This window comes from Flavobacterium sp. (genome assembly GCF_027483985.1).
Lineage (GTDB): Bacteria > Bacteroidota > Bacteroidia > Flavobacteriales > Flavobacteriaceae > Flavobacterium.
This window is the reverse complement of the sequence record NZ_JAIXTJ010000017.1, coordinates 165897-191476: the sequence shown is the minus strand read 5'-3', so window position 1 is coordinate 191476 and position 25580 is coordinate 165897. Positions and strand designations below refer to the sequence as shown.

The following is a 25580-nucleotide window of genomic DNA, read 5'->3' as shown; positions in this document are numbered from 1 at the left end:
TTTTTGTAAAATTATAATTTTTCTTTTAAATACTTACCTGTAATAGATTTCTTATTTTTAACAACTTCTTCAGGCGTTCCTGCAGCCAAAAGCAATCCGCCATTTTCGCCACCTTCTGGACCTAAATCAATGATCCAATCAGCACATTTAATCAAGTCAAGGTTGTGTTCGACTACTATAATCGAATGTCCTTTGTCAATCAAGGCTTCAAAAGAGGTCAATAATTTTTGGATATCGTGAAAATGCAATCCTGTTGTAGGTTCATCAAAGACAAACAAAGCTTTATCTTTGGTTGTTCCTTTTACAAGAAATGATGCCAATTTTATACGTTGAGCTTCACCACCAGAAAGAGTAGAAGAAGATTGTCCTAATTGCACATAACCCAATCCAACATCTTGTAGCGGTTGTAACTTTTGCATAATTTTGGCTTGTTTATGTTCGCTAAAAAATGAAATAGCGTCATCAATAGTCATCGTTAAGATGTCATCGATGTTTTTACCTTCAAAAGTTACTTCTAGAATTTCTTTTTTAAATCGTTTTCCGTTGCAAGTTTCGCATGGCAATTCTACATCGGCCATAAATACCATTTCTACGTTAATAGAGCCATCACCTTTGCACGTTTCACAGCGTCCGCCATCAACATTAAACGAAAAATGTTTGGGTTGATAACCACGAATCTTAGCTAATTTAGTCTTTGAAAATAAGTCGCGAATGTCGTCATAGGCCTTTATATAAGTTACCGGATTAGAACGCGAACTTCTTCCTATTGGATTTTGATCTACATATTCAATATGATGAATTTTGTGATAATGGCCTTGCATATCAGAAAATTGACCTGCTTTTTCACCAACTCCTTCCAATCTTTTTTGAATCGCCGGAAATAATATCTTTTTTACTAAAGTACTTTTTCCGCTACCAGAAACTCCTGTTACAACGGTCAAACATTCTAATGGAAAACGAACATCAAGATTTTGTAAATTGTTTTCTCTAGCACCCAAAATATCAATATAAGCGTTCCATTTTCGACGAATTCTTGGAACTTTTATTTCCATTTCGCCATTTAAATACTTTGCTGTTAAAGATTCTGATTTTAAGATTTCATCGAATGTTCCTTGTGCTACTAAATTTCCACCGTGAGTTCCAGCTTCAGGACCAATATCAATAATCATATCGGCTTGTTTCATAATGTCTTCGTCGTGTTCTACAACGATAACCGTATTTCCTAAATCGCGAAGATTTTTAAGAACTCCAATCAGTAATTCGGTGTCTTTTGGATGTAAACCGATGCTTGGTTCGTCTAAAATATACATTGAACCCACAAGACTACTTCCTAAAGATGTAGCCAAGTTAATACGCTGAGATTCTCCGCCCGAAAGTGTCGCTGAATTTCTATTTAAAGTTAAATATTCCAATCCAACGTTACTTAAGAAGGCCAATCGACTTTTTATTTCTATCAAAAGTCGTTTTGCAACTGTACTATCATAGTCAGATAATTGTAAACTTTCAAAAAACGGAATCAGTCTTTTGATTGGCAAATCGACTAAATCAGATATGGTTTTATCATTTATTTTGATGTAATTCGTTTCAATTCTTAGGCGCTTTCCTTTGCAAACATTACATTTTGTTTTACCACGATAACGTGAAAGCATTACACGATTCTGAATTTTATAGTTTTTTTCTTCTAATTCCTTAAAAAAGTCGTTTAATCCTTGAAAATATTGATTTCCTTTCCATACCAAGTCTTTTTGTTCTTGAGAAAGTTCAAAATAAGGTTTGTGTATTGGGAAGTCAAATTTGTAAGCTTTGTTTATCAATTCATCTCGGTACCATCCCATACTTTCGCCACGCCACGGATAAATTGCATTTTCAAACACAGAAAGAGCTGTATTTGGTATAACTAAATCTTCATCAATCCCGATAATATTTCCGTAACCTTCGCACGTTGGACAAGCACCATATGGATTATTGAAACTAAATAAATGTACATTAGGTTCTAGAAATGTCATTCCGTCTAATTCAAAATTTGAACTAAACTCTAAACGATTTTTAGTTGATAAATCTTCAAGATAACAAATGCCTTTTCCTTCAAAAAAAGCAGTTTGTATAGCATCAGACAAACGATTAAAAAATTCTTCTTCCTCTTTAACAATAATTCTATCAATTATTAATAAAGTATTTTTAGTGGTAAGTTTTAATTCAATTGAATCTAATTCATCTAATCGAACCATTTCTCCATCAACCAAAACTCTAGCAAAACCTTGTTGTAGAAGAACTTTCAGTTTGTCTTCTAATTTTCTGCCTTTTTCTAGATGAATCGGTGCAAGTAGTAACCATCTACTTTCTAACTCAAAAGTTTTGACCTTATTGATTACATCAGAAACAGTATCTTTTTTAACTTCTGCTCCAGAAATTGGTGAGAATGTTTTACCAATTCTAGCGTAAAGTAGTTTTAAGTAATCATAAATTTCAGTAGATGTTCCTACAGTTGATCGCGCATTTGTGGTATTTACCTTTTGCTCAATCGCTATTGCTGGCGCAATTCCTTTTATATATTCAACTTTTGGTTTGTCTAATCGTCCCAAAAATTGACGTGCGTAAGAAGATAAACTTTCAACATATCTTCTTTGACCTTCGGCATAGAGTGTGTCAAAAGCTAAAGATGATTTTCCAGAACCTGAAAGTCCTGTGATAACGACTAATTTATTTCTTGGAATAGCAACATCTAAGGATTTTAAATTATGAATTTCAGCACCTTTAATTAAAATGTTTTTTTTGGGTTCAAGAGTTGAAATGTCTTTAGTAATCATAGCAAATTTTTAGAAACACAAATATAGTCATTTATTGAATCGCATAAGAATCAAATAAGATATTGAACTCATAATCTTTTTATGAAAAACACAATTGTATTTTACTAAATTATTTTGTTATTTTTTTATCAAATAGTAACTTTTATGATTAAAATATTAAATAAGTCATAGATTTCAAATTTTAATAAATCAATTTTAAGCTGATTTTAACTCAACATTACCACAACATTTGATATTATTCAACTTTTTATAAAATAGATTAATAAACGTTATAAATCGCATTATATATGATATTTCAAACGTTTTCGTAGTATTTTTTTTTGTATAGTTTTTATATAGTTAAACAAAAATTAGACAACGACAAAAAAGTGTAGATTTGATAAAACTTAAATTAATTATTATGAAAAAAATTACTCTATTATCCTTGTTTGTTTTGTCCACTTTCGGATTCGCACAGCAACAACAATACAACTTAGGTTTTGAGCCATCAACGCCTTCAGGAACGCTATCGAATTGGATTCCTTTTGAAAATCCAAATCCAGTGTTATCAATTGTTGATAATCCAATGCCAAATGGTGTTAATACATCTGCTACAACTAAGGTAATGAAAGTTGATTTAGCACAAAACTCTGCATGTTACGCAGGATTTATTAATGCTCACGGTGCGTTAGGAACTTGGAGATTTGATACATCTGTACCAAGTAATGTTACAGTAAGTATGCAAGTAAACAAGAGTTTTGTTGGTAAATTAGGTGTTAAATTTGTAACACCAACTAACGGAACTGTAATCGAGGTAACAACTAACGAAGGTTTAGTAAATACAGTTAATGAATGGGTTACTTTGTCTTGGAATATTTCTTCGTTGAATGTTGCTGAGCAATCTGCACCAAGTAGCAATGATCAATTTGTAATTTTTCTTGACTTTACATGTGGCGGACCAGACAGAACTACTGGAGGTACAATCTTAATAGATAATGTAACTTGGAATGCAAATAAATTAACTGATCCAGCTACTTGTTCTGATGGAATTCAAAATGGTAGTGAAACAGGTGTTGATTGTGGTGGTACTTGTGCACCTTGTGCTGGTCAAGAACCATTGGTTGCAGCTCCAACTCCTCCAGCTAGAAATGCTGTTGATGTTGTATCGATATATAGTAATGCTTATGCAAACGTTACGTTAAGCGAATTACCAACAACTTGGTCTCAGCTAGGTTCTTTTACGCCAGTGCAAATTCAAGGTAATGATACTTGGAAAATGACAGGATGTGAATTCTTAGGAATGGTTACAAACTATGCAACAGGTGTAGATTTATCTCAAATGGAAAAAATGCATATTGACTATTGGACACCAAACAGTAATCCGATCAGTGTTAAAATTGTTAATACTGTTGTTGGAGCTGAAGCAGTTGCGCCACTTGGACCAGTTGTTTCAGGTTCTTGGCAAAGTATTGATGTTGATATGACTGCATTTTCAGCATTGGCTAACAAAACATCGATTACACAACTTTTGATTGACCCAACGGCTCCTTCTATCTTGTTTGTAGACAATTTTTATTTCTACAAAGGAACTTTAAACAATGCTAGTTTTGAAGTTGCTAAAGTGAAGCTTTTCCCTAATCCAACAAAAAATACATTTACTATTGAAGCTAAAAATAGCATTCAAAATGTTTCCGTTGTGAATATGTTAGGACAAGAAGTGCTTTCAGTTACTCCTAATGAACTTTCAACATCAATTGATTTAACTAGATTCCAAAATGGAGTTTATTTAGTAAAAACAACTATCGATGGAACTGTTTCTACTTCAAAAGTGATTAAGGAATAATTCTTATATTTAATTTTTTAAAGCACGATATTTATGTCGTGCTTTTTTATTTATATTAGCATACAATTATAAAGCAAATGAAACCATCTACTTGTTTTTTTTTAAGTTTTCTTCTATGTTCAATATCTCTCTTTTCACAAGAGTTGCCACCAATAGTAAAGTATCATCCTAATGAATATGCTGCAGGAAATCAAAATTGGATGATTTCACAAGATTCTAATCAATTTCTTTTCTTCGCTAATAATGAAGGTTTATTAGAATTTAATGGTTCGGCTTGGACGTTGTATCCGTCACCAAATGAAACGATTATAAGGTCTGTTAAGTGTATAAATGATAAAATTTATACGGGTTCTTATATGGATTTTGGATATTGGAATCGAAAAAAAGATGGACAATTAGTTTATAATTCTTTATGTAAAAAACTGAAAGTAAAATTATTGTTTGATGAGCAATTTTGGAATATATTACCTTTTGATAATTGGATTTTATTTCAGTCACTTCAAAGGATTTATGCTTATAATTTAAAAACAAATTCCTTTTCGGTAATTCAACCGAAACAAGCTATATTAAAGTCGTTTAAAACCTCTAAAGGGATTTTTTATCAAACAAGTCAAGGTTTGTTTGAAATTGAAGGTGGCACAAGCAAAGTGTTTCTAGATATTGATATCGTAAAAAATAATCGAATTGTAAATATTATAGAATCGGGTGATGGTTTGTTGTTAATTACGCAAAATCAAGGTGTCTTTTTTTATCAAAATAATACTATATCTAAGTTTTCCACAGCTGTTGATGGTCAAATTCAACAAAGCGGAATTTACAGTGCCCAAAAGCTTCAAGATGGCAGTATTGCTTTAGGTTCAATTTCTGACGGAATATTTATTTTAGATGCTTTTGGAAAACAAAAATTTCATCTTAATCAAAGAAATAAATTAGGAAACAATACCATTTTATCTCTTTTTGAGGATTTGGATAAAAATTTGTGGTTAGGACTCGATAATGGAATAAATTGTATAAATCTTCAATCATCAATTAGAAGTTATGTTGATGAATCGGGTGTTTTAGGAACTATTTATGCTTCTCTTGTTTTTAAAGATAGGATATACATTGGATCAAATCAAGGTTTGTTTTACAAAAACGTTGGTTCGAATGCTGATTTTACTTTTATACAAGGCACTAAAGGTCAGGTATGGTCTTTATATGTTTATGATAATACATTATTTTGCGGACACGATTCAGGGACTTTTATTGTTAATGAGCAAAACGCCAATTTAATTTTCAATCAATCAGGAACTTGGAAGTTTCAAGCTAACGGTAATCGAATTTTTCAAGGAAATTACTATGGAATATCTGTTTTAGAAAAGCAAAACGGAAAATGGAGTTTTAAAAACAAGCTAAAGAATTTCGATTATTCCTCTAAACACTTTGAAATTATTAAGGCCAATCAAATATATGTTAGTCACGAATACAACGGAATTTTTAGATTAACTGTTAACTCGGATTACACTGCAATAACGGGTAAATTTAAATATGAAAACCCTAAAAAAGGTAAAAATGCTTCTTTAGTTAAATATAATAATGAATTGTATTATGCTTCTAAAGAGGGCGTTTTTAAGCTAAATCAAAAAAGCAATCAATTTTTTAAAGACAATTATTTAAGTCAAATTTTTGAAAATGAAGAATATGTAACCGGAAAAATGATTGTTGATGCATCAAATAATTTATGGTTTTTCACGAAAGACTATATTCATTATTATTCGAAAGGTAAACTTTCAAAGGATCTTAAACGAAATAGTCTACCAATTCCTGCATCATTGACCAATTCAATGCCAGGATATGAAAACATAGCTCAAATTAGCGGAAACACCTATTTGATTGGTACCACAGATGGATATTATTTGCTAAAAAACAGTTTTTTAAAAGCCAATAAATATAAAGTTTCCATAACAGGAGTTTCGAGTAATATTTTAAATAAGAAATTGATTAACTCATCATTAATTGAAGAAGGTTCGTTTGATCACGATGACAATAACATCACATTCAGTTATACAATTCCTGATTATGATATTTATCTAAATAGCGAATATCAGTACATTCTCGAAGGTCTTCACGATGATTGGAGCGACTGGACCTCTTCATCAAAGGTTAGTTTTGAAAATTTACCATCTGGTAGTTACGTTTTTAGAATTCGAGCGAAAGTTGCAAATTCGCTAACAGAAAATATCGCAAGTTATTCTTTTGTAATTAAGAAACCGTGGTACGCCACCAATTTAGCATTATTCATATACTTGATCTTATTTGGCGTTTTAATATATCAAATCAATAAGTGGTACACACAATATCACGATAAACGCCATCAAAAGATTATTGCTGAAAATAATTTACTTCTTGAATTGAAAGAATTAGAAATTCAAAAAGAGATTATGAATATTAAAAACGAACAATTGAGCATTGATGTAGATAGAAAGAACAAAGAACTTGCTGCATCAACAATTAACCTAATTGAAAAAACAGAATTACTAAATATCATTAAAGAAGATTTAAAAAATTCTGATGATAGTGATTCTAACAGAAGTATTAAATCTATTATTTCAACCATCAATAAAAGTGTAAAAGAAGAAGACACTTGGAACAAATTTAAAGATGCATTTGATAGTGCCGATAAAGACTTCCTTAAAAAGATAAAACAACTGCATCCGTCACTAACACCAAACGATTTAAGAATCTGTGCTTATTTGAGATTGAATTTATCTTCCAAAGAAATTGCACCACTTTTAAACATTTCTGTGCGAAGTGTGGAGATAAAGCGATATCGTTTGCGTAAAAAAATGGATTTGCAGCACGAACAAGGTCTTGTTGAGTATATTTTAAACATATAACCTTTACAAAAACCATCATTTTACCTATACATTAACTCAACAAGGAGTTTTATTACAGCACTACAGTTCTATTTTTTTGTACTTTTATTTCATTCCTATTTATTGCAAATAGTAACATTTTTATTGTTGATATGATAATAAAAGCCTACAATATTTATCGTGTATGTTTTTTGTTGTGGTTCTTTTTACGTTGTTTATAATTTTAACTTTTATTTTTATGAAATAATTATGATGCAAAATTGGATGATTGGCAATAGGCTAGCATTATAATTTTTTCGAACAAATTTAAATTCAGTTTATAAATAAATTAAATTACAACTATCAATCTAAACCAAAGTATAATTCAAATTTTAAATTAAGTACATCACATGAAAAAACTAATTCTAATTCTTTTTGTTTGTTGTTTTTCAAATCACTTACGAGCACAATCCGATAAAGTGACTGTCTTGAAAGATAAAGATGATTTTAAATTACTGGTAAACAACAAACCATTTTTCATCAATGGAATGAATTGGAACTATGATCCAATTGGTACCAATTACAACTATAGTTTATGGAAACAATCCGATGATGTTATCAAAGCAGCATTGGATACCGAAATGGGTTTGCTTAAAAATATGGGTGTAAACGCCATCAGACAGTATACAGGAGTGCAACCAAAATGGATTACTTATATTTATGAAAAATATGGTATTTACACTATGTTGAACCATTCATTTGGTAGATATGGTTTAACAATCAACGGAAGTTGGGTTCCAAATACAGAATATTCAAATCCTGCAACCAGACAATTATTATTAAAAGAAACTCAAGCAATGATTCAAGAGTATAAAAATACTCCGGGATTATTAATGTTCCTTTTAGGTAACGAAAATAACTACGGTTTGTTTTGGGATGGTGCTGAAACAGAAAACATTCCGTTAGAAGATAGAAAATCAACGAAAAGAGCTAAAGATATGTACACTATCTTTAATGAAGCCGTTGTTGAAATGAAGAAAATTGATACATCGCATCCGATAGCAATTTGTAATGGTGATTTACTTTTCCTTGATATTATTGCTAAAGAATGTAAAGACATTGACATTTTTGGTACTAATATGTATCGTGGTGTTTCTTTTGGAAATGCTTTTCAAGAAGTAAAAAGTAAACTTAATAAGCCAATTATGTTTACCGAATTTGGTGCTGATGCTTTTAACGCTATTGATAATGCTGAAGATCAAAAATCACAAGCTTATTTTATGGTGAATAACTGGAAAGAAATTTATGACAATGCGGCTAATTTAGGTAAGTCGGGTAACTCTCTAGGTGGATTTACTTTTCAATTTAGTGATGGTTGGTGGAAATTCGGACAAACTAAAAACTTAGATGTTCACGATAGCAATGCTTCTTGGTCAAACGGTGGTTATACCAATGATTTTATTCAAGGTCAAAATAATATGAACGAAGAATGGTTTGGAGTTTGCGCCAAAGGACCAGTTAACCCACGAGGTTTATATGATTTATATCCAAGAGCAGCATATTATACATTAAAAGAAGCACACAAAATTAATCCTTATGAAAACGGAACTACTTTAGAAGGAATTTCAAATCATTTCAAAAACATTCAAATAATGGATGCTGTTTTGAGAGCAAGAGGTGACAAAGCTGCTAATGGTGGTTCAAGTTCAGATAAATTAAAAATTAGTAATTTGAGAGCTGAATTTACAACTTTCAATACTGGTGGAACTCTTTTAACTACACCTGATAGCCCAGATCCTAACGCTACTCAATATCCAAATCAACTAGGCTTTGATCATATGCAGTCTTATTATGTTGGCATTGAAGGAAATCCAACAGCTAATATGAAAGCTAATGTTAACTTTAACATTCTGGGTAATGTGGCTTTGAATCCAATTAATGAAATTTTCTACGAAAATAGAGGTAGAGCAATAAAAGTTGAAACACCAGATGGACCAATAAATGTTGCTGATCCAAATAGAGTTCAAATCTATAATGCTTCTTACAGTTGGAATGAAAAGTATTTTGATTTAAGAGGATTTTACAGAACAGGTCACTACCATTGGGGTTACGAAGGAGATTTTTTCGGATTATATCCAGAAGCTAATTACGGTCCAAACTTAGATATCTATAACGGAGAGGTTTCGGGTTTTGAATTTGATGGTAAAAAAGAATTAAACGGATTTAAAGCTGCTTTCGGACCGCAACTTTGGTGGGGTGCAAATCCAGCTGTTTTGCTGAAATACGGCACAAAATTAGGTAAAATTGATGCTACAGCAGTATATCACGAAGATATTGATGATGCTGCAGTTGCAAATACTTCTATAGCGATTCCATTGCCAAAAACTAGAAGAGTTACAATTCATTTCAAAAGAAAATTTGAAAATTTAGGATTAGAAGTTGGAGGAATTTGGGGTGGACAACCACTGAACGGACGAACGTTCCAATTCGCTGAAGGAACGCCTGGTAACTATACAATATACGACGATAAAGTAAAATCATCAGATAATTGGGGTGGAAAAGCAAAAATTACCTTCTCAAAAGGAAAATTCAATGTTTATACGCAAGGTGCCATTATGGGATTAGTTGCCAATGGTGGTGCTGATGCTACTCAAACCTTTACTGGATGGAGATTAAAAGATAGCGGAAGCGGTAACCAAATGAATTTCTTAACAGGTTTCACCTTTAATGTTAATTCAAACTTCCAAATTGCACCTAACTTTTTATGGCAAAAGCCATTGGTTGAGGCAATGCCAAATGATGTAAATGCTCCAGGAAGACTAAGAAATATTCAAGCCGATCCTTTTGTAGTTAGAGCTAACAGAGAAACAGTTGGAGGAGAATTGTTGTTAACTTATGATCCAACACCTGCAACTTGGATGTACGAATGGGATAATGACATGTCGGAGGACGCAAAATTTGCAGTTAGTACTGGTTTTGTTTACCGTCATTTGCCAACAACTCAAGATGCTGCGATCGGATTTTTAAGTAACCGTACTTCTTTTGCATTTGATAAATCGGCTCCAGCAAAAGATTTATGGGAATCTAATACTAGAATTGTATCTAAATTAACACCAGATTTTGGATTTATTGCAAATCTTTATTTCGGTAACGCTCAATCTAATGGTAGCGATCCAAGATTAATCGAAAGATTAGGTGGTGACGTTAGATTAATTTACAAAAAAGTAAAAGTTACGCATTCTGTTAAAGTAAACGATTGGGGTCCATTTGATTATCATAGAGATTTCAACTTGACTTATCCACTTCAATTAATGTTAGATATTTCAACAACTGTGGGTAAACCAGATTGGTTTATATTACCAAACACTAAAATTGGTATTATGGGAACTTGGAGATCACTTGACCGTTATTCACCAAGATTTTCTCCAAACCAAACAACGGAGGTTTTTGATACCGAACCTACAATAAGCCCTGTTGGTTTCCCAAATGGTTCTGAATGGGAAATTAGAACTTACATTCATATTAACATTGGAAAATAATTTAAAAAAAATTCAAAAAATGAAAAATTTAAAAATTAATTATTTAAAGTTTTCCTTCTTATTAGCTTTGTTAATGTTAACAAACATAAGTTGTGAAAGAGATTTATCCGACGATGCATCTTTATCAACATTCTCCAAAAATCCAGACGTTTTCATTGATGGTTTCAGTGCTGGTTTAGGTTATGGTGCTTTTGGTGGTTCAAAATTAACAGCTTTTTCTGTTGACACGGATACAAAATATCAAGGTACTTCTTCGATGCGATTTGATGTTCCTAATGAAGGTGATGCCGATGGCGGTTATGCTGGTGGAGTTTTCATTGATGGTGCTGGAAGAAATTTAACCGATTATGATGCGCTTACCTTTTGGGTTAAAGGATCAAAAGGTGCTTACTTAAATGAAGTAGGTTATGGTAATGACTTTGGTTTGAATAAATATAACGTGACATTAAGAAATGTTAGTATTACAACTAATTGGCAAAAAGTAATTATTCCAATTCCTAATGCGTCTAAATTGGTTCAAGAAAAAGGTATGTTTTGGTATGCTGAAGGTCCAGAAGGAGGTTTAGGATATACATTCTGGATTGATAATGTTAAGTATGAAAAATTAGGAACTATTGCTCCTGGACAAGCTTCAATTCAAAATGGAATTAACCAAACAACTACAACATTTGTTGGTATTAATACTCCAGTGGCGAATGTTGCGACTACATTTAATATGCCAAACGGAAGCAATCAAACAGTTACAATAAGTCCTGCTTATTTAGAATTTAACTCTTCTAATCCTAGTGTTGCTAGTGTAGATTCAAATGGTGTAGTTACTTCGCTAAGTGCAGGAACAACGGTTATCACGGCAACTTTTGGTGGTGTGCCTGCTAATGGTAGCTTAACAATAAACTGCGTTGGAACTTTTGTAAATGCGCCAACTCCAACAAGAAGTCCTTCTAACGTAATTTCGATATTTTCAGATGCTTATGCTAATGTTCCTGTAAATTATTACAATGGGTATTGGCAACCTTTTCAAACAACAGTTTCTAACGACTTTAATGTGTTAGGAGATAATATCTTAAATTATACAAACTTTAATTTTGTTGGTATTGAGTTTAGTAGTCCAACTGTAAATGCAACTTCTAAAACACACATCCATTTAGATGCTTTTATTCCTGGTCCTATTGCTCCTGGAAGACAACTTCGAGTTATTGTTGTTGATTTCGGTGCAAATGGCGTTTTTGGTGGAGGTGATGATACAAGACATTCAACAACGTTTACAGCACCTTTCTTGGTGTCTCAAAGTTGGAGATCGATTGACATTCCTTTTTCGGCAATGCCTGGTTTATTGAGTAGATCTAATCTAGCACAAATTATTCTTGAAGGCGGCGATAATTCTGTTATTTATGTTGATAACATTTATTTTTATAATAACTAATTAGCAGATAAAAACATTTAATAAAAAAACAAAATGAAAATAAATATAGTAAAAAGCACTCTAGGTTTGGTTTTGGTATCACTACTAGCAGGATGTTCAAATGACGAAAAGCAAACAGTTACCACTAAATTCAATTTGGTTTTTCAAGATGAATTTGATGTAAACGGTGCACCAGATCCAACAAAATGGACTTTTGATATCGGACGCGGACCATTAAATGACGGTTGGGGAAATAATGAATTACAATTCTATAAAGCCGAGAATACTGTTGTCCAAAACGGATATCTTATTATTTCTGCAAAAGCTGAAACTTTTGGCGGAGTAAGTTATACTTCTTCAAGAATTAAAAGTCGTAATAAATTTGAACAAAAATACGGTCGCTTTGAGGCTCGTATCAAAATGCCACAAGGTAAAGGAATGTTTCCTGCTTTCTGGTTGTTAGGACAAAATTTCTGTGAAGCACAATCGATTGTTGGTAACAATGTTAGCTGCGATAGCTCTTTACCTAGTTATGAAGCTGATAACGTACTTTGGCCTCAATGTGGAGAAATAGATATTATGGAGTATTTAGGAAATAAACCAACCGAAGTTTTTGGAACGATTCATGGACCAGGTTATTCCGGAGGAAATAGTATTTCTAAAAAATATAATCTTGCCAATAACCGATTTGATACAGGTTTTCATGTTTTTGGTATAGAATGGACTGAAAATCATATTAATTGGTATGTTGACGATGTTTTATACAATCAAATTACAAGACAAGATGTTGAAGAAAAAGGCGGAGAATGGGTTTTTGATAACTCGTTCTATATGCTTTTAAACCTTGCTGTTGGTGGTAACTTACCTGGTAGTCCAAACGCTGAAACAACTTATCCGCAGCGCATGCTTGTAGATTATGTAAGAGTTTATCAATAAATAAATAATAAGAAAAATAATATATCATGAAAAAAACAATCAAATTAGTTAGTTTATTATTTATTTTATTGAACCTTGTAGCTTGCGATAATTCTGATGATAATGATGCAAATGAGAATGTAGTAATGGCGAAATATACTTTCGTTCAAGAAGGAACATCAGCAACCATACCCTTTATAAATACTTCTGAAAATGCAGATAGTTATCTTTGGGATTTTGGCGATACTACAACGTCAACTGCTCAAAATCCAATTAAAACGTTTACCCAAACAGGACAATATCAAGTAAAATTAACTGCAAGAAATAATGCAACTGGAGCGACTAGTGTTTATACTAGTCAAGTTTCTGTATTTGTATTTGCTGGTGGTTTAGTTTCTAACGGAAATTTTGAATCAGGAACTTCGCCTTGGACGCTTGGTGTAACTAATCCTATTCCGGCTACGCTTCTAGTTTCACAAGCAGGAAATACCTATTTTTCTATCAATGTTGCTGCGGCAGGAAATCCATTTGATGTAAATTTATCTCAAGTGGGGAAAAATATGACACAAGGAAAAACTTATCGATTAACTTTCGATGCTTGGTCTAACGTTAACAGAAGTATGATCGTTGGAATCGGTTTGAGTGGAGCGCCATTTACCAATGCAACTGTAACACGAAACTTAACAACCGCTGTTCAAAATTTCAGTATTGATTTAGTAGCCAATTTTACAAGTGCAAATTCAAGAGTTCTTTTTGATATGGGTGCAGCTACCGGAACTGTTAATATTGATAACGTAACACTTGTCGAACTTCCGTAATAAAAAAAACTTAACCATTTATTAAATAAATAGGTATTCTTACTAACAACAATGCACTTAGTTGAATTTTTTTAAATTTTCATTGAGTCGGTTGTTAGTAGGAATAACCCACAAACATTCAAACTGATTTATGCAATTAATTGAAATAGGAGGCGAAAAATTTTATAAGATAGAAAACTCCGATAGAATGAGGCCATTTTTTATGAGTATAGTAAGTGACTCTAATCATTGGATGTTCATTTCAAGTAATGGCGGACTAACAGCAGGAAGAAAGAATGCCGAATTCGCGCTGTTCCCATATTACACAGACGATAAAATTACGGAGTCAGCTGATATTACCGGAAGCAAAACTATTTTTCAAATTGATTCCGATACCGAACGCTTTATTTGGGAACCATTTTCGCAACGCTTCACAAACCGATTTAATATTACACGAAACCTTTATAAAAACTATTACGGTAACAAAATTCTTTTTGAAGAAATCAATCACGACTTAGGCTTATCATTTCAATACCAATGGAATTCAAGTAATAAATTTGGCTTTGTCAGAAAATCAGAACTTTTTAATAATTCTGATACTGATTACAAGATAGTAGTTTTAGACGGAGTTCAAAACATTATGCCTTATGGCGTTAGCAGTGATTTGCAAAGTTCAACCAGTAATCTCGTTGATGCTTATAAACGCAGTGAGCTACATAGCAAAACTGGCTTAGGAATTTTTGCTCTAAGTGCTATTATTGTCGATAAAGCCGAACCAAGTGAAGCTCTTAAAGCTAATATCGTTTGGTCTTTAGGATTAGACAATCCGAAGTATTTAGTTTCTTCGCTACAAGTTAATAATTTCAGAAATGGAAATGTTATTAATCAAGAAGACGATATTAAAGGAGAAAAAGGGGCTTATTTTTTAAATTCAGAAATTAATTTAAATTCAAAAGCTTCTAAAAATTGGATGATTGTTGCTAATGTCAATCAAAATCATTCGGATATTATTAGTACTATTGATGCTATTCAATCCGATAAAAACTTAGAAGATAAAATTAGTAGTGATGTAGAGTTGGGCACGAAAAAACTTATTGAACTCAACGCGACTTCAGATGCACTTCAAGCTACAGCTGATAATTTAAGAGACACACGTCATTTTTCAAATACGCTTTTCAATATAATGCGCGGCGGAATATTTGATTTTAATTATCAAATAGAAAAATCTGATTTTATAAATTATGTGGCGAAAGCAAATAAAATCGTTTACGAAAAGCTTAAGAATGTTTTAAATAATTTATCAGAAACTTTCTTACTCGCACAACTAAATGAGTTAGCATCACAACAAAATGATGTGGATTTCGAGCGATTGTGTATTGAATATTTACCTTTAAAATTTAGCAGAAGACACGGTGATCCAAGTCGTCCGTGGAATAAATTTTCAATTAATACGCAAAGTGAGATTGATGGCTCCAAAATATTAGATTATGAAGGAAACTGGCGCGATATTTTTCAAAATTGGGAAGCTTTAGCACACTCTTTTCCGAATTTTATCGATAGTATGATTCATAAATTTTTGAACGCTTCAACATTCGATGGTTACAATCCTTATCGTGTCACCAAAGATGGATTTGATTGGGAAACCATCGAACCTGATAATCCTTGGTCTTATATAGGATATTGGGGCGACCATCAAATCATCTATTTATTAAAGTTTTTAGAGTTTATTGAAAAACACCAACCTCGAAAATTGCATTCTTATTTTGAAAAAGAATGTTTTGTCTATGCTGCTGTTCCTTATACGATAAAACCTTATGAAGAAATTCTTAAAAACCCAAAAGACACTATTGGTTACAACCACAATTGGGAAGTTATCATCAACGAAAGAAAAAAATCAATTGGCGCTGATGGTGCTTTGCTAAAAAGTAACGATAAAGAAATTTATCACGTAAATTTTATTGAAAAAATACTGGCAACAGTTTTATCTAAGATGTCTAATTTTATTCCAGAAGCTGGAATTTGGTTAAACACACAACGACCTGAATGGAACGATGCAAACAATGCTTTAGTTGGTAACGGCGTTTCAATGGTTACGTTATATTACTTGAGACGCTTCTTGAAATTCTTCCAAAATTTAATAGATAATTCAGCTCTAGAAAATATCAAGATTTCTAACGAAATGGTAGAATTTTATCACGAAATTAGAGAATGTTTGCTAGAAAATGAAGCTTTGCTATCAGGAACTATTGACGATGTTTCTCGAAAAAATATTCTAAATCGTTTAGGAAAAGCAGCGTCCGATTATCGTTATCAAGTATATAATAGCGGATTTTGGGGTAAAAAACGCACACATTCGATGCAAGGTTTGAAAAATTTTACAAGAGTTTCACTAGCATTTATTGATCATTCTATAAAAGCTAACCAACGCATTGATAAATTATACCACGCTTATAATTTAATGTCAGTTGATAACAATAAAGTTTCAATTTCCTATTTGAGTGAAATGCTAGAAGGTCAGGTTTCAGTATTAAGTTCTGGTTTTTTAACGTCCATAGAAGCACTCGAAGTTCTTGACGGATTGAAAAATTCGGCTCTTTTTAGAGAAGATCAATACAGCTATCTTTTATATCCAAACAAGCAATTACCAAAATTTTTAGACAAAAATACAATACCAAAAGAAGCCGTTAAAAATTCTAGGTTGCTAACAGCGTTGGTGGAAGATAACAACAAACAAATTTTAGAAAAAGATAGTAACGGAGATTTTCACTTCAACGGAAACTTCAATAATGCAAGTAATCTAAAAGCCGCTTTAAGTAATCTAAAATCTAGAGAAGAATACACAAATTTAGTGCAACAAGAAGCGAGTTTAGTTGAGGAAATTTTCGAAAATGTTTTTAATCACAAAGCTTTTACAGGTCGTTCAGGAACTTTTTATGGTTATGAAGGTTTAGGTTCAATTTATTGGCATATGGTTTCTAAATTGCAATTAGCCGTTCAAGAATGTTGTTTAAAAGCCGTTGAAGAAAATCAATCAGATGAGGTTATTGGCCGACTTTTAGAACATTATTATGAAATAAATGAAGGTATCGGCGTTCACAAATCGCCGCAATTATATGGTGCTTTTCCTACCGATGCTTATTCACACACGCCAGCAGGTAAAGGTGCGCAACAACCAGGAATGACAGGACAGGTAAAAGAAGATATCTTATCTCGTTTTGGAGAATTAGGTGTTTTTGTAAAAAATGGCTGTTTGTATTTTAACCCGTGTTTATTGCGAAAAGAAGAATTTTTAAATGAACCAACCGATTTCAATTTTGTTGATATTCATTTTAATCATCAAGTGCTTCCGCTGCAAATAAATTCTTTGGCATTTACTTATTGTCAAGTGCCAATAATTTATAAGATTGCTAATGAATCACATTTAGAATTGTTTTTTAATGATGGTACATCTAACAAAGTAAATTCATTACATCTAGACGAAGCCACAAGCCAACACTTATTCGGAAGATTAGGAACAATTCATCACATTGAGGTTCATATTTTAGAAAAAGATTTAAAGTAATATGAGAATTTCAAGTCACATATCATTATCCAAAATTCTAAAAAGTATAGTTTTAGGAGTTGTGTTATGTGCTCAATTTTCGTGTAAATCAGCCCATTCAAGAGAAGTAAAAACAAAATATAAAGAAGTGACTGCAAAAGATATTTTAGGAAATCCAAAGTACTCAGCCATTTGTTATGGTGGTTATCGACAAAACTCTAGAGATATTCAACCAACAACTGAAGAAGTCAAAGAAGATTTACGAATATTATCGGCCTTAAATATTAAAGTTATTCGAACGTATAATGTTCATTTAGCGGAAGCTTCAACAGTTTTAAAAGCAATTCAAGAATTAAAAAAAGAGGATGCTAATTTTGAAATGTATGTAATGTTAGGAGCTTGGATTGATTGCAAAAATGCTTGGACCAATCAAGAACCAAATCATTTTGAAGAAAGTGAACGAAATGAAGTTGAGATAAAGGAAGCGGTTCGTTTAGCCAATCAATATCCTGATATTATAAAAATTCTTGCTGTTGGAAATGAAGCAATGGTAAAATGGGCAACCAGCTACTTTGTGCAAGCCAATGTTATTTTGAAATGGGTAAATCACCTTCAAAATCTCAAAAAAGAAAATAAGTTAGATCAAAATTTGTGGATTACTTCATCAGATGATTTTGCTTCTTGGGGTGGACTTGACGAAAGCTATAAAACCAAAGATTTAGAAGCCTTAGTTAATGCTGTTGATTATGTTTCAATGCATACCTATCCTTATCACAATTCACATTATAATCCAAATTTTTGGAAAGTACCGGCAAACGAAGCTTCATTTTCTGAAATTGAAAAGGTGAACGCCGCAATGAATCGTTCTGTAGAGTTTGCTAAAAATCAATATAATACGGTAAAAAATTATGTTCGAAGCATCAATCCAAGTAAACCAATTCACATTGGAGAAACAGGATGGGCTTCAAACTCCGATGGTTTTTATGGCAATGAAGGATCTAAAGCATCTGATGAATATAAACAAGCTTCATATTATAAGGCAATGCGAAATTGGACCGATAAAGAAGGAATTTCTTGTTTTTTCTTTGAAGCCTTTGACGAACCTTGGAAAGATAGCGGCAATCCAAAGGGTTCTGAAAATCATTTCGGACTTATTACAGTAGATGGCAAAGTAAAATTCGCTTTGTGGGAAAACAGTTTTTCTTTGAAATCATTAAAACGTAATGGAAATAGTATTGTAAAAACTTTTAACGGAAGTGAAGAACTGTTGATGAAAACGGTTCAAATTCCACCAAGTCATTAACCTATGAAACTATTTAAATACCTATTTTTCATTCTAATAATTGGCACAATGTACAATTGTAAAAGTGGTCAAACTGCCTTAGATATTAAGGTTTATGAAACTTCTGAGTCTGGTAATTCTTTAACCAAAATTGATGAATTTTCTACAAATGAAAAGAAAGTTACCGTACAATTAAATGAGGAGGAAAAGTTTCAAACTATTACCGGTATTGGTGGTTCTTTTACAGAAGCATCGGCTTATTTATTAAACAAATTAGGTAAAGAAAACCGTAAGAAAATATTAGATGCATATTTTAGTGAAAGTGGAGCAAATTATTCGTTAACACGTACACACATTGCGTCTTGCGATTTTTCATTGAATAATTATACGTATGCCAAGGTTGTTGATGATATGACTTTAGAGCATTTTACAATAGAAGATGATAAAGCTGATTTGATTCCGATGATTCTTGAGGCAAAAGCTATTTCTAAAGATGGTTTTAAAATCGTTGCGTCACCTTGGTCTTGTCCGCCTTGGATGAAAGATAACAACAGTTATATCGGTGGGAAATTGTTACCAAGATACAATGATGTTTTTGCTTTGTATTTTTCTAAATATTTAGATGCGTACAAAAAAGAAGGTATTGATATTTGGGGTGTAACCGTTATAAACGAACCGCACGGAAATGGAAATAATTGGGAAAGTACTCTTTTCTCTCCAAAAGAAATGACTGATTTTGTAATGAAGCAAATGGGACCAAAATTAGAAAAAGACGGTTGGGGAAATGTCAAGATACTTGGATATGACCAAAATCGAGCAGGAATCAAAGAATGGGCAAACGAAATGTATAAAGATGAAAGCACCTCTAAATATTTTGACGGAATGGCTATCCATTGGTATGAAAGTACCTATGAAGTTTTCCCAGACGATTTACAATATGCTCACAAAAAAGCACCTAATAAATTCCTAATTGAAACCGAAGGTTGTGTCGATTCTGAAATTCCACATTGGCGCGACGATGCTTGGTATTGGAAAAAAGAAGCCACGGATTGGGGTTGGGATTGGGCAAGTGAAAAAGAAAAATATTTACATCCAAAATATGCACCTGTTCATCGATATGCTAACGACATTATCGGATGTCTTAATAATTGGGTCGACGGTTGGATTGATTGGAATATGGTTCTAGATAAACAAGGCGGACCAAATTGGTTCAAGAATTGGTGCGTCGCTCCAGTGATAGTTGATCCTGAAAAAGATGAAATTTATTTTACACCTTTATATTATACAATGGCTCATTTTAGCAAGTTTATGCGTCCTGGTGCTGTTAAAATTGGTTGTAAAATAGATACAAAAGATGTTGTAGCCACAGCTGTAAAAAACCCTGATGGAAGCATAGCTTTAGTAGTTTTTAATCCATCGGATAATCAATATACCATCGAAATAAATTTGAACAAGCAATCAAAACTTGTTTCAATTCAAAAAAATGCATTACAAACTATAATAATCAAACCAAACTAAACTATAATTTTTATGTCAAACACTACTTCAAGTTCTTCTGGAAAAGTTCCAATGGGTCAAAAAATTGCCTTTGGATTAGGTATGCTTGCCAACCAAATGTTTCCTGCTGCTTTAGGAATTTTTACAGTTGTATTAGTCGAACAATTGGGGTTTAGTGGATTATTGTTAGGTTTAACTTATTTTATTCCAAAGTTTTATGATGCTTTGTTTGATTTGATAATGGGTTATGTGAGTGATAATACCAAGTCAAAATGGGGAAGAAGAAGACAATATGTACTAGCTGGAGCAATTATTCTAGGAATTTCATTTGCATTAATGTGGCAATTATATGCTGAAAACGGTGTAACATACAATTTTTGGTACTTTTTGGTGATTTCATTGATTTTTTATTCAGGTTTGACCATATTCAGTATTCCTTATGTTGCAATGGGTTACGAAATGAGTGATGATTTTCACGAACGAACCAATATTATGGCTACTTCGCAACTTATAGGTCAGTTGGCTTGGGTTGTTGCACCATGGTTTTGGGTTATAATGGCAGATAAATCATTGTTTCCATCTGGTGATGTGGCTGTAAGAACCTTAGCTGTATATGTGGCAATAGGTTGCGCCATTTTAGCAGCAATTCCAGCATTTTTTATTCCAAGTAAATCTACACTCAACGAAGATTATAGTCCAATTGATTTAAAAGGAATCCTCGGAAGTTTTGGCGAAATTAAAGAAGGATTGAAAGCTTCCATCGAAATTAAACCATTTAGGAAAATTTGTATTGCTACTTTCTTAATTTTTAATGCTTTTCAAACTACAGCAGCATTTTCGTATTTTATCATCAAATATTATTTGTTTAAAGGAAACGAAGATGGTTTCGGATTATGGCCAACTTTATTTGGATGTGTAGGAGCAATTATTACTACCGTTGTGGTTATTCCTATCGTTGCAAGAATGTCAAAAACGATGGGAAAAAAGAAAGCTTTCTTATTATCTCAAGGTATTTCTGTAATCGGTTATATATTGCTTTTTGTCTTATTTGTTCCAGGAAAACCATATCTGTTTTTATTTGCATTGCCATTTTTCTCCTTCGGAATTGGAAGCTTGTTTACCTTAATGATGTCGATGACTTCCGATGTAATAGATATTGATGAACTCAACACGGGAAAAAGAAGAGAAGGAAGTTTAGGCGCTATTTATTGGTGGATGGTGAAATTTGGAACTGCTGTTGCAGGTTTGTTAAGTGGATTAATTCTTTCTTTAGTTGCATTTCAGTCCAATGCTGCTACACAAACCGATGAAACTATGTTTTGGCTACGAATATTCTTTGTAGGAGTTCCAATTCTTGGTACATTGAGTGCAATTTGGGTAATGAGAAATTATGATATTGACGAAGCCAAAGCCAGAGCAGTTCGAGATCTTTTAGACAAACGAAAAGGAAAAACAAGTGCACAATCTTCTGCCTATCTTCCAGGAAAGTTAGTTTCCTTATTAAAAAATGGTTCTTTAAATACGGCTATTGATAATGAATTAAACACCCAAAGTGCAAGCGAAATAAATACTCTGCATTCCGAAGTTTTAAATGCTGGTATACACGGACTTTGTTTTAGTCCATATACTGAAATTCAAAAAGCTGGCGATAGTATTTCTTCCGATCAAATAAAAAGAAGATTAGATATTATCGCGCCTTACACCAAATGGATTCGAACATTTTCATGTACAGAAGGTAATGAACTAATTCCAAATCTTGCAAAACAAAATGGATTGAAAACTATAGTTGGTGCTTGGATTAGTGATGATAAAGCAAGAAATGATAAAGAAATTGAAAATTTAATTCAATTAGCTAATGCAGGTTCAGTGGATATTGCGGTTGTTGGAAATGAGGTATTACATCGTAACGAAATTTCAGAACAAGAACTTATTATCTACATAAAAAGAGTCAAAGAAGCATTACCAAATATACAAGTTGGTTATGTTGATGCCTATTATCAATTTTTAGACCGACCTAATTTAATTTCAAATTGTGATTTACTCCTAGTTAATTTTTATCCGTTTTGGGAAGGTGCATCTATTGACTATACAACATCTTATTTGCAAAATATGATGGAAGTAACTCAAAATGTAGCCCAAGGAAAGAAAATAATAATTTCTGAAACAGGTTGGCCTAGTAAAGGTGAGAAAGTTGAAAGAGCAATTCCTTCTGAAATCAATGCGAAGAAATATTTTATATCTTCTCAAAAATGGGCAAAAAATAATACTATTGATTTATTCCATTTTTCATCATTTGACGAATCTTGGAAATCGACTCAAGAAGGTGAAGTAGGAACTTCTTGGGGATTATGGGATAAAAATGAAAATCTAAAATAGTTAGGAAACAATGTCAAATAGAACAGAATATAGTTTTCATCTTTCTGATTTTAAAAATGAAGATGGACTTGCAGCAAAAGATGATTTTAAAGGATTGGATTTTTCATCACAATCAGAATCTAATTTGGTTACTCTATTTTCAGATACTTTAAAGGAAGGTATGCACGGCTTGTGTTTTAGTTTATACGAAGACGGACAAAAACCGGGTGATATTATTTCAGAAGAGCAAGTTAGACGTAGAATGCAAATTATTGCTCCTTACACCAAATGGGTTCGCTCTTTTTCGTGTACAGAGGGAAACGAGTTCATACCAAAAATTGCACGTGAATTAGGAATTAAAACTCTTGTTGGTGCTTGGTTAGGTAATGATGATGAAGTAAATCAAAAAGAAATCGAAGGTCTAATTGAATTAGCCAATCAAGGTTATGTAGACATCGCTGCCGTTGGAAATGAAGTGATGTACCGAAAAGATTTATCAGAAGAAGAATTACTTGTTTTTATCGAAAAAGTAAAAGTTGCCATTCCGAAACATATTCCTGTAGGGTATGTTGATGCTTACTATGAGTTCACAATAAAACCAAGAATTACTGAGGCTTGCGATGTTATTTTATCAAATTGTTATCCTTTTTGGGAAGGCTGTCCTAGCGATTATTCGTTAGATCATATGAAACAAATGTATCATCAAGCATTACATGCCGCGCAAGGCAAAAAAGTAATTATTACGGAAACAGGTTGGCCTAGTCACGGTGAAAGTCTTAAAGAATCTCATCCGTCGAGAACTAATGCATTAAAGTATTTTCTCAATACGCAACATTGGTCCAAACATAATAATATAGATATTTTCTACTTTTCTTCTTTTGATGAATCTTGGAAAACTGGACCAGAAGGTGAAGTTGGGGCGCATTGGGGTATTTGGGATAAAAACGAAAAATTAAAATATTAAATAAAATAAAATGAGAAAAGTCTCAAATTTATTAAAAATACTAGTCTTTTTTCTGACGACACAAGTTGCTTTATCTCAAGTAGATGTAGTTTACAACAATTTAGTGTGGTCCGATGAATTTGATACCAACGGTGTTGTTAATCCAACAAAGTGGCACCATCAAACGCAGTTGCCAGCTGGCGGAAGTTGGTTTAATGGCGAAGTTCAACATTATACCGATCAACTAACCAATTCTTCTGTAAACAACGGATTTTTAAGTATCACAGCTAAAAAAGAACCTTATACCAATCAAGGAGTCACAAAGCAATATACATCGGCTAGATTGAATTCTAAATTTGCTTTTCTTTATGGAAGAGTGGATATTAGAGCTAAAGTTCCAACAAACCAAGGTACTTGGCCGGCTTTGTGGATGTTGGGTAAAAACGTAAATGAAGACGGAGGCTTTTTTGATGCAACAAATGGCACTGTAAGTTGGCCAGCGTGTGGTGAAATTGATATTATGGAACACGGAATTACACCATCGCAACCAACAAATTACGTTCAAAGTGCTCTTCACACGCCTTCTTCCTTTGGTAACACGATGAATATTGGTGGAACAATTGCTAATAATTTAGGTTCAGATTTTCACGTGTATTCTATGAATTGGTCACCTTATCAAATTACTTTTTTATTAGATGGTGTAGCTTTTTACACTTATAATCCTGCAGTAAAAACACCAAATAATTGGCCATTCAATGCAGAACAGTATCTATTGTTAAATATTGCTATGGGAGGAATTGCAGGAACTATTCCTAGTAATTTTACTCAAACAAGTATGGAAATTGACTATGTGAGAGTATATCAAAATACTTTAGTTGATACACAAGCGCCATCTAACTTTACAGCATCGGTTGGCGCAGTAACTAGTTCTTCGATTGAATTATTGTTAAATGCTGATGACAATTCAGGTAATGTAACTTATACAATAAATTATTCGGGCGGAACTATAACCGTTGCAAATCAATCTGGTATTCAAAAATCGGTTGTTGTTCCAAATTTGAATTCTAATACTACTTACAATTTTTCAGTGTCAGCAAGTGATGTGGCTGGAAATAACTTTGTATCAAATCCTATAAATCTTAACGCAACAACTACAGGCGTGATTGGATGTTCGGGTTCTAGTACAGTGGCACAATCCGGTTCATTTTCTGCTGGATATAATTATGCTTTTGAAACATTAGGAACCGATGTAAAAATAACTTTTGAACTGTTAGACACTAATAGAGTAGGCGTGGTTGCTTTTCTTTGGAAGCAGTCGCCGTTTTCTGAAACTCAAATGACAAATGTTTCCGGAAATATTTTTACTAAGACTATAACAGGTCAAACTCTGGGTTCTACAATTAATTACGCAGTAAAATTTGCTTGTTCAGGTGGTTTATCGGTGACATCTTATTATTCTTATGTAGTAGGAAATAATTGTGCATTACAATTAGATGCCTCTGAAATTGAAGATTTTTCGATTCTAAATCCAGTTGATGATTTTATAGAAATTACAGCTTCAACACCAATTGATCAAGTAAAAGTGTACAATTTGCTTGGTAATTTAATTATTGATACCAATAATGATACAAATAAAGTTGATGTAAAAACACTTTCACAAGGAATCTATTTGTTAGAAGTTTATTCTGGAAACAAAAAAAGTACTAGAAAATTGATTGTAAGATAAAAGTCATTTTTAGTTTTTCTAAAGCCTCATATGAACATTTTTCTTGTGAGGCTTTTTGCCGTTTTTACGGTGCTTTTCAGAATTTATTGTATTTTTTATGTTAAATTTTCAAATTTTATT

General features: G+C 32.6%; 13 protein-coding genes. 12 read left to right on the top strand and 1 reads right to left on the bottom strand.

Translation table 11 applies throughout. The features are described from left to right. Positions 1-11: 11 nt before the first annotated feature. The gene (gene uvrA, locus Q0050_RS03665; protein WP_298392654.1) at positions 12-2807 is read right to left on the bottom strand and encodes an excinuclease ABC subunit UvrA; all 2796 of its coding nucleotides are present in this window, start codon (positions 2805-2807) and stop codon (positions 12-14) included. 400 nt (positions 2808-3207) lie between these two features. On the opposite strand from uvrA, the gene Q0050_RS03660 reads away from it, so the two are divergent. The 12 genes from Q0050_RS03660 to Q0050_RS03605 all read left to right on the top strand — a co-directional run bounded on the left by Q0050_RS03660 (position 3208) and on the right by Q0050_RS03605 (position 25460). Continuing rightward, positions 3208-4629, top strand: a complete 1422-nt coding sequence (locus Q0050_RS03660) for a T9SS type A sorting domain-containing protein (RefSeq protein ID WP_298392653.1) — start codon at positions 3208-3210, stop codon at positions 4627-4629. 77 nt (positions 4630-4706) lie between these two features. Next, a complete protein-coding gene (locus Q0050_RS03655; protein WP_298392652.1) occupies positions 4707-7505 on the top strand; it encodes a triple tyrosine motif-containing protein in 2799 nt (932 codons plus the stop codon). A gap of 368 nt (positions 7506-7873) precedes the next feature. Beyond that, complete coding sequence (locus Q0050_RS03650) at positions 7874-11002, top strand: glycoside hydrolase family 2 TIM barrel-domain containing protein (protein WP_298392651.1); 3129 nt, start codon at positions 7874-7876, stop codon at positions 11000-11002. Between the two features lie 19 nt (positions 11003-11021). Then, positions 11022-12425: an Ig-like domain-containing protein gene (locus Q0050_RS03645; RefSeq protein ID WP_298392650.1), complete on the top strand. Its 1404-nt coding sequence runs from the start codon at positions 11022-11024 to the stop codon at positions 12423-12425. 33 nt (positions 12426-12458) lie between these two features. Continuing rightward, positions 12459-13340 carry a glycoside hydrolase family 16 protein gene (locus tag Q0050_RS03640; protein ID WP_298392649.1) on the top strand — a complete coding sequence of 294 codons (882 nt, stop codon included), beginning with the start codon at positions 12459-12461 and terminating at the stop codon, positions 13338-13340. Positions 13341-13366: 26 nt separating this feature from the next. Next, entirely contained in the window at positions 13367-14137 is a 771-nt protein-coding gene (locus Q0050_RS03635) for a carbohydrate binding domain-containing protein (RefSeq protein WP_298392648.1), read from the top strand. A gap of 130 nt (positions 14138-14267) precedes the next feature. Next, entirely contained in the window at positions 14268-17678 is a 3411-nt protein-coding gene (locus Q0050_RS03630) for a hypothetical protein (protein ID WP_298392647.1), read from the top strand. Between the two features lies 1 nt (position 17679). Beyond that, positions 17680-18960 carry a glycosyl hydrolase family 17 gene (locus tag Q0050_RS03625; protein ID WP_298392646.1) on the top strand — a complete coding sequence of 427 codons (1281 nt, stop codon included), beginning with the start codon at positions 17680-17682 and terminating at the stop codon, positions 18958-18960. 3 nt (positions 18961-18963) lie between these two features. After that, entirely contained in the window at positions 18964-20457 is a 1494-nt protein-coding gene (locus Q0050_RS03620) for a glycoside hydrolase family 30 protein (RefSeq protein ID WP_298392645.1), read from the top strand. A 12-nt stretch (positions 20458-20469) separates the two neighbouring features. Then, positions 20470-22812, top strand: coding sequence for an MFS transporter (locus tag Q0050_RS03615; RefSeq protein WP_298392644.1), 2343 nt, complete (start codon positions 20470-20472; stop codon positions 22810-22812). 10 nt (positions 22813-22822) lie between these two features. After that, a complete protein-coding gene (locus Q0050_RS03610) occupies positions 22823-23755 on the top strand; it encodes a glycosyl hydrolase family 17 protein (RefSeq protein WP_298392643.1) in 933 nt (310 codons plus the stop codon). Between the two features lie 10 nt (positions 23756-23765). After that, positions 23766-25460 (top strand): family 16 glycosylhydrolase, encoded by a 1695-nt coding sequence (locus Q0050_RS03605; protein WP_298392642.1) that lies wholly within the window; start codon positions 23766-23768, stop codon positions 25458-25460. Positions 25461-25580: the final 120 nt, after the last annotated feature.

What these genes read in the sequence shown, in the direction of transcription:
- uvrA (WP_298392654.1), bottom strand. Translation starts at nt 2,807, where the DNA reads ATGATTACTAAAGACATTTCAACTCTTGAACCCAAAAAAAACATTTTA.
- Q0050_RS03660 (WP_298392653.1), top strand. Translation starts at nt 3,208, where the DNA reads ATGAAAAAAATTACTCTATTATCCTTGTTTGTTTTGTCCACTTTCGGA.
- Q0050_RS03655 (WP_298392652.1), top strand. Translation starts at nt 4,707, where the DNA reads ATGAAACCATCTACTTGTTTTTTTTTAAGTTTTCTTCTATGTTCAATA.
- Q0050_RS03650 (WP_298392651.1), top strand. Translation starts at nt 7,874, where the DNA reads ATGAAAAAACTAATTCTAATTCTTTTTGTTTGTTGTTTTTCAAATCAC.
- Q0050_RS03645 (WP_298392650.1), top strand. Translation starts at nt 11,022, where the DNA reads ATGAAAAATTTAAAAATTAATTATTTAAAGTTTTCCTTCTTATTAGCT.
- Q0050_RS03640 (WP_298392649.1), top strand. Translation starts at nt 12,459, where the DNA reads ATGAAAATAAATATAGTAAAAAGCACTCTAGGTTTGGTTTTGGTATCA.
- Q0050_RS03635 (WP_298392648.1), top strand. Translation starts at nt 13,367, where the DNA reads ATGAAAAAAACAATCAAATTAGTTAGTTTATTATTTATTTTATTGAAC.
- Q0050_RS03630 (WP_298392647.1), top strand. Translation starts at nt 14,268, where the DNA reads ATGCAATTAATTGAAATAGGAGGCGAAAAATTTTATAAGATAGAAAAC.
- Q0050_RS03625 (WP_298392646.1), top strand. Translation starts at nt 17,680, where the DNA reads ATGAGAATTTCAAGTCACATATCATTATCCAAAATTCTAAAAAGTATA.
- Q0050_RS03620 (WP_298392645.1), top strand. Translation starts at nt 18,964, where the DNA reads ATGAAACTATTTAAATACCTATTTTTCATTCTAATAATTGGCACAATG.
- Q0050_RS03615 (WP_298392644.1), top strand. Translation starts at nt 20,470, where the DNA reads ATGTCAAACACTACTTCAAGTTCTTCTGGAAAAGTTCCAATGGGTCAA.
- Q0050_RS03610 (WP_298392643.1), top strand. Translation starts at nt 22,823, where the DNA reads ATGTCAAATAGAACAGAATATAGTTTTCATCTTTCTGATTTTAAAAAT.
- Q0050_RS03605 (WP_298392642.1), top strand. Translation starts at nt 23,766, where the DNA reads ATGAGAAAAGTCTCAAATTTATTAAAAATACTAGTCTTTTTTCTGACG.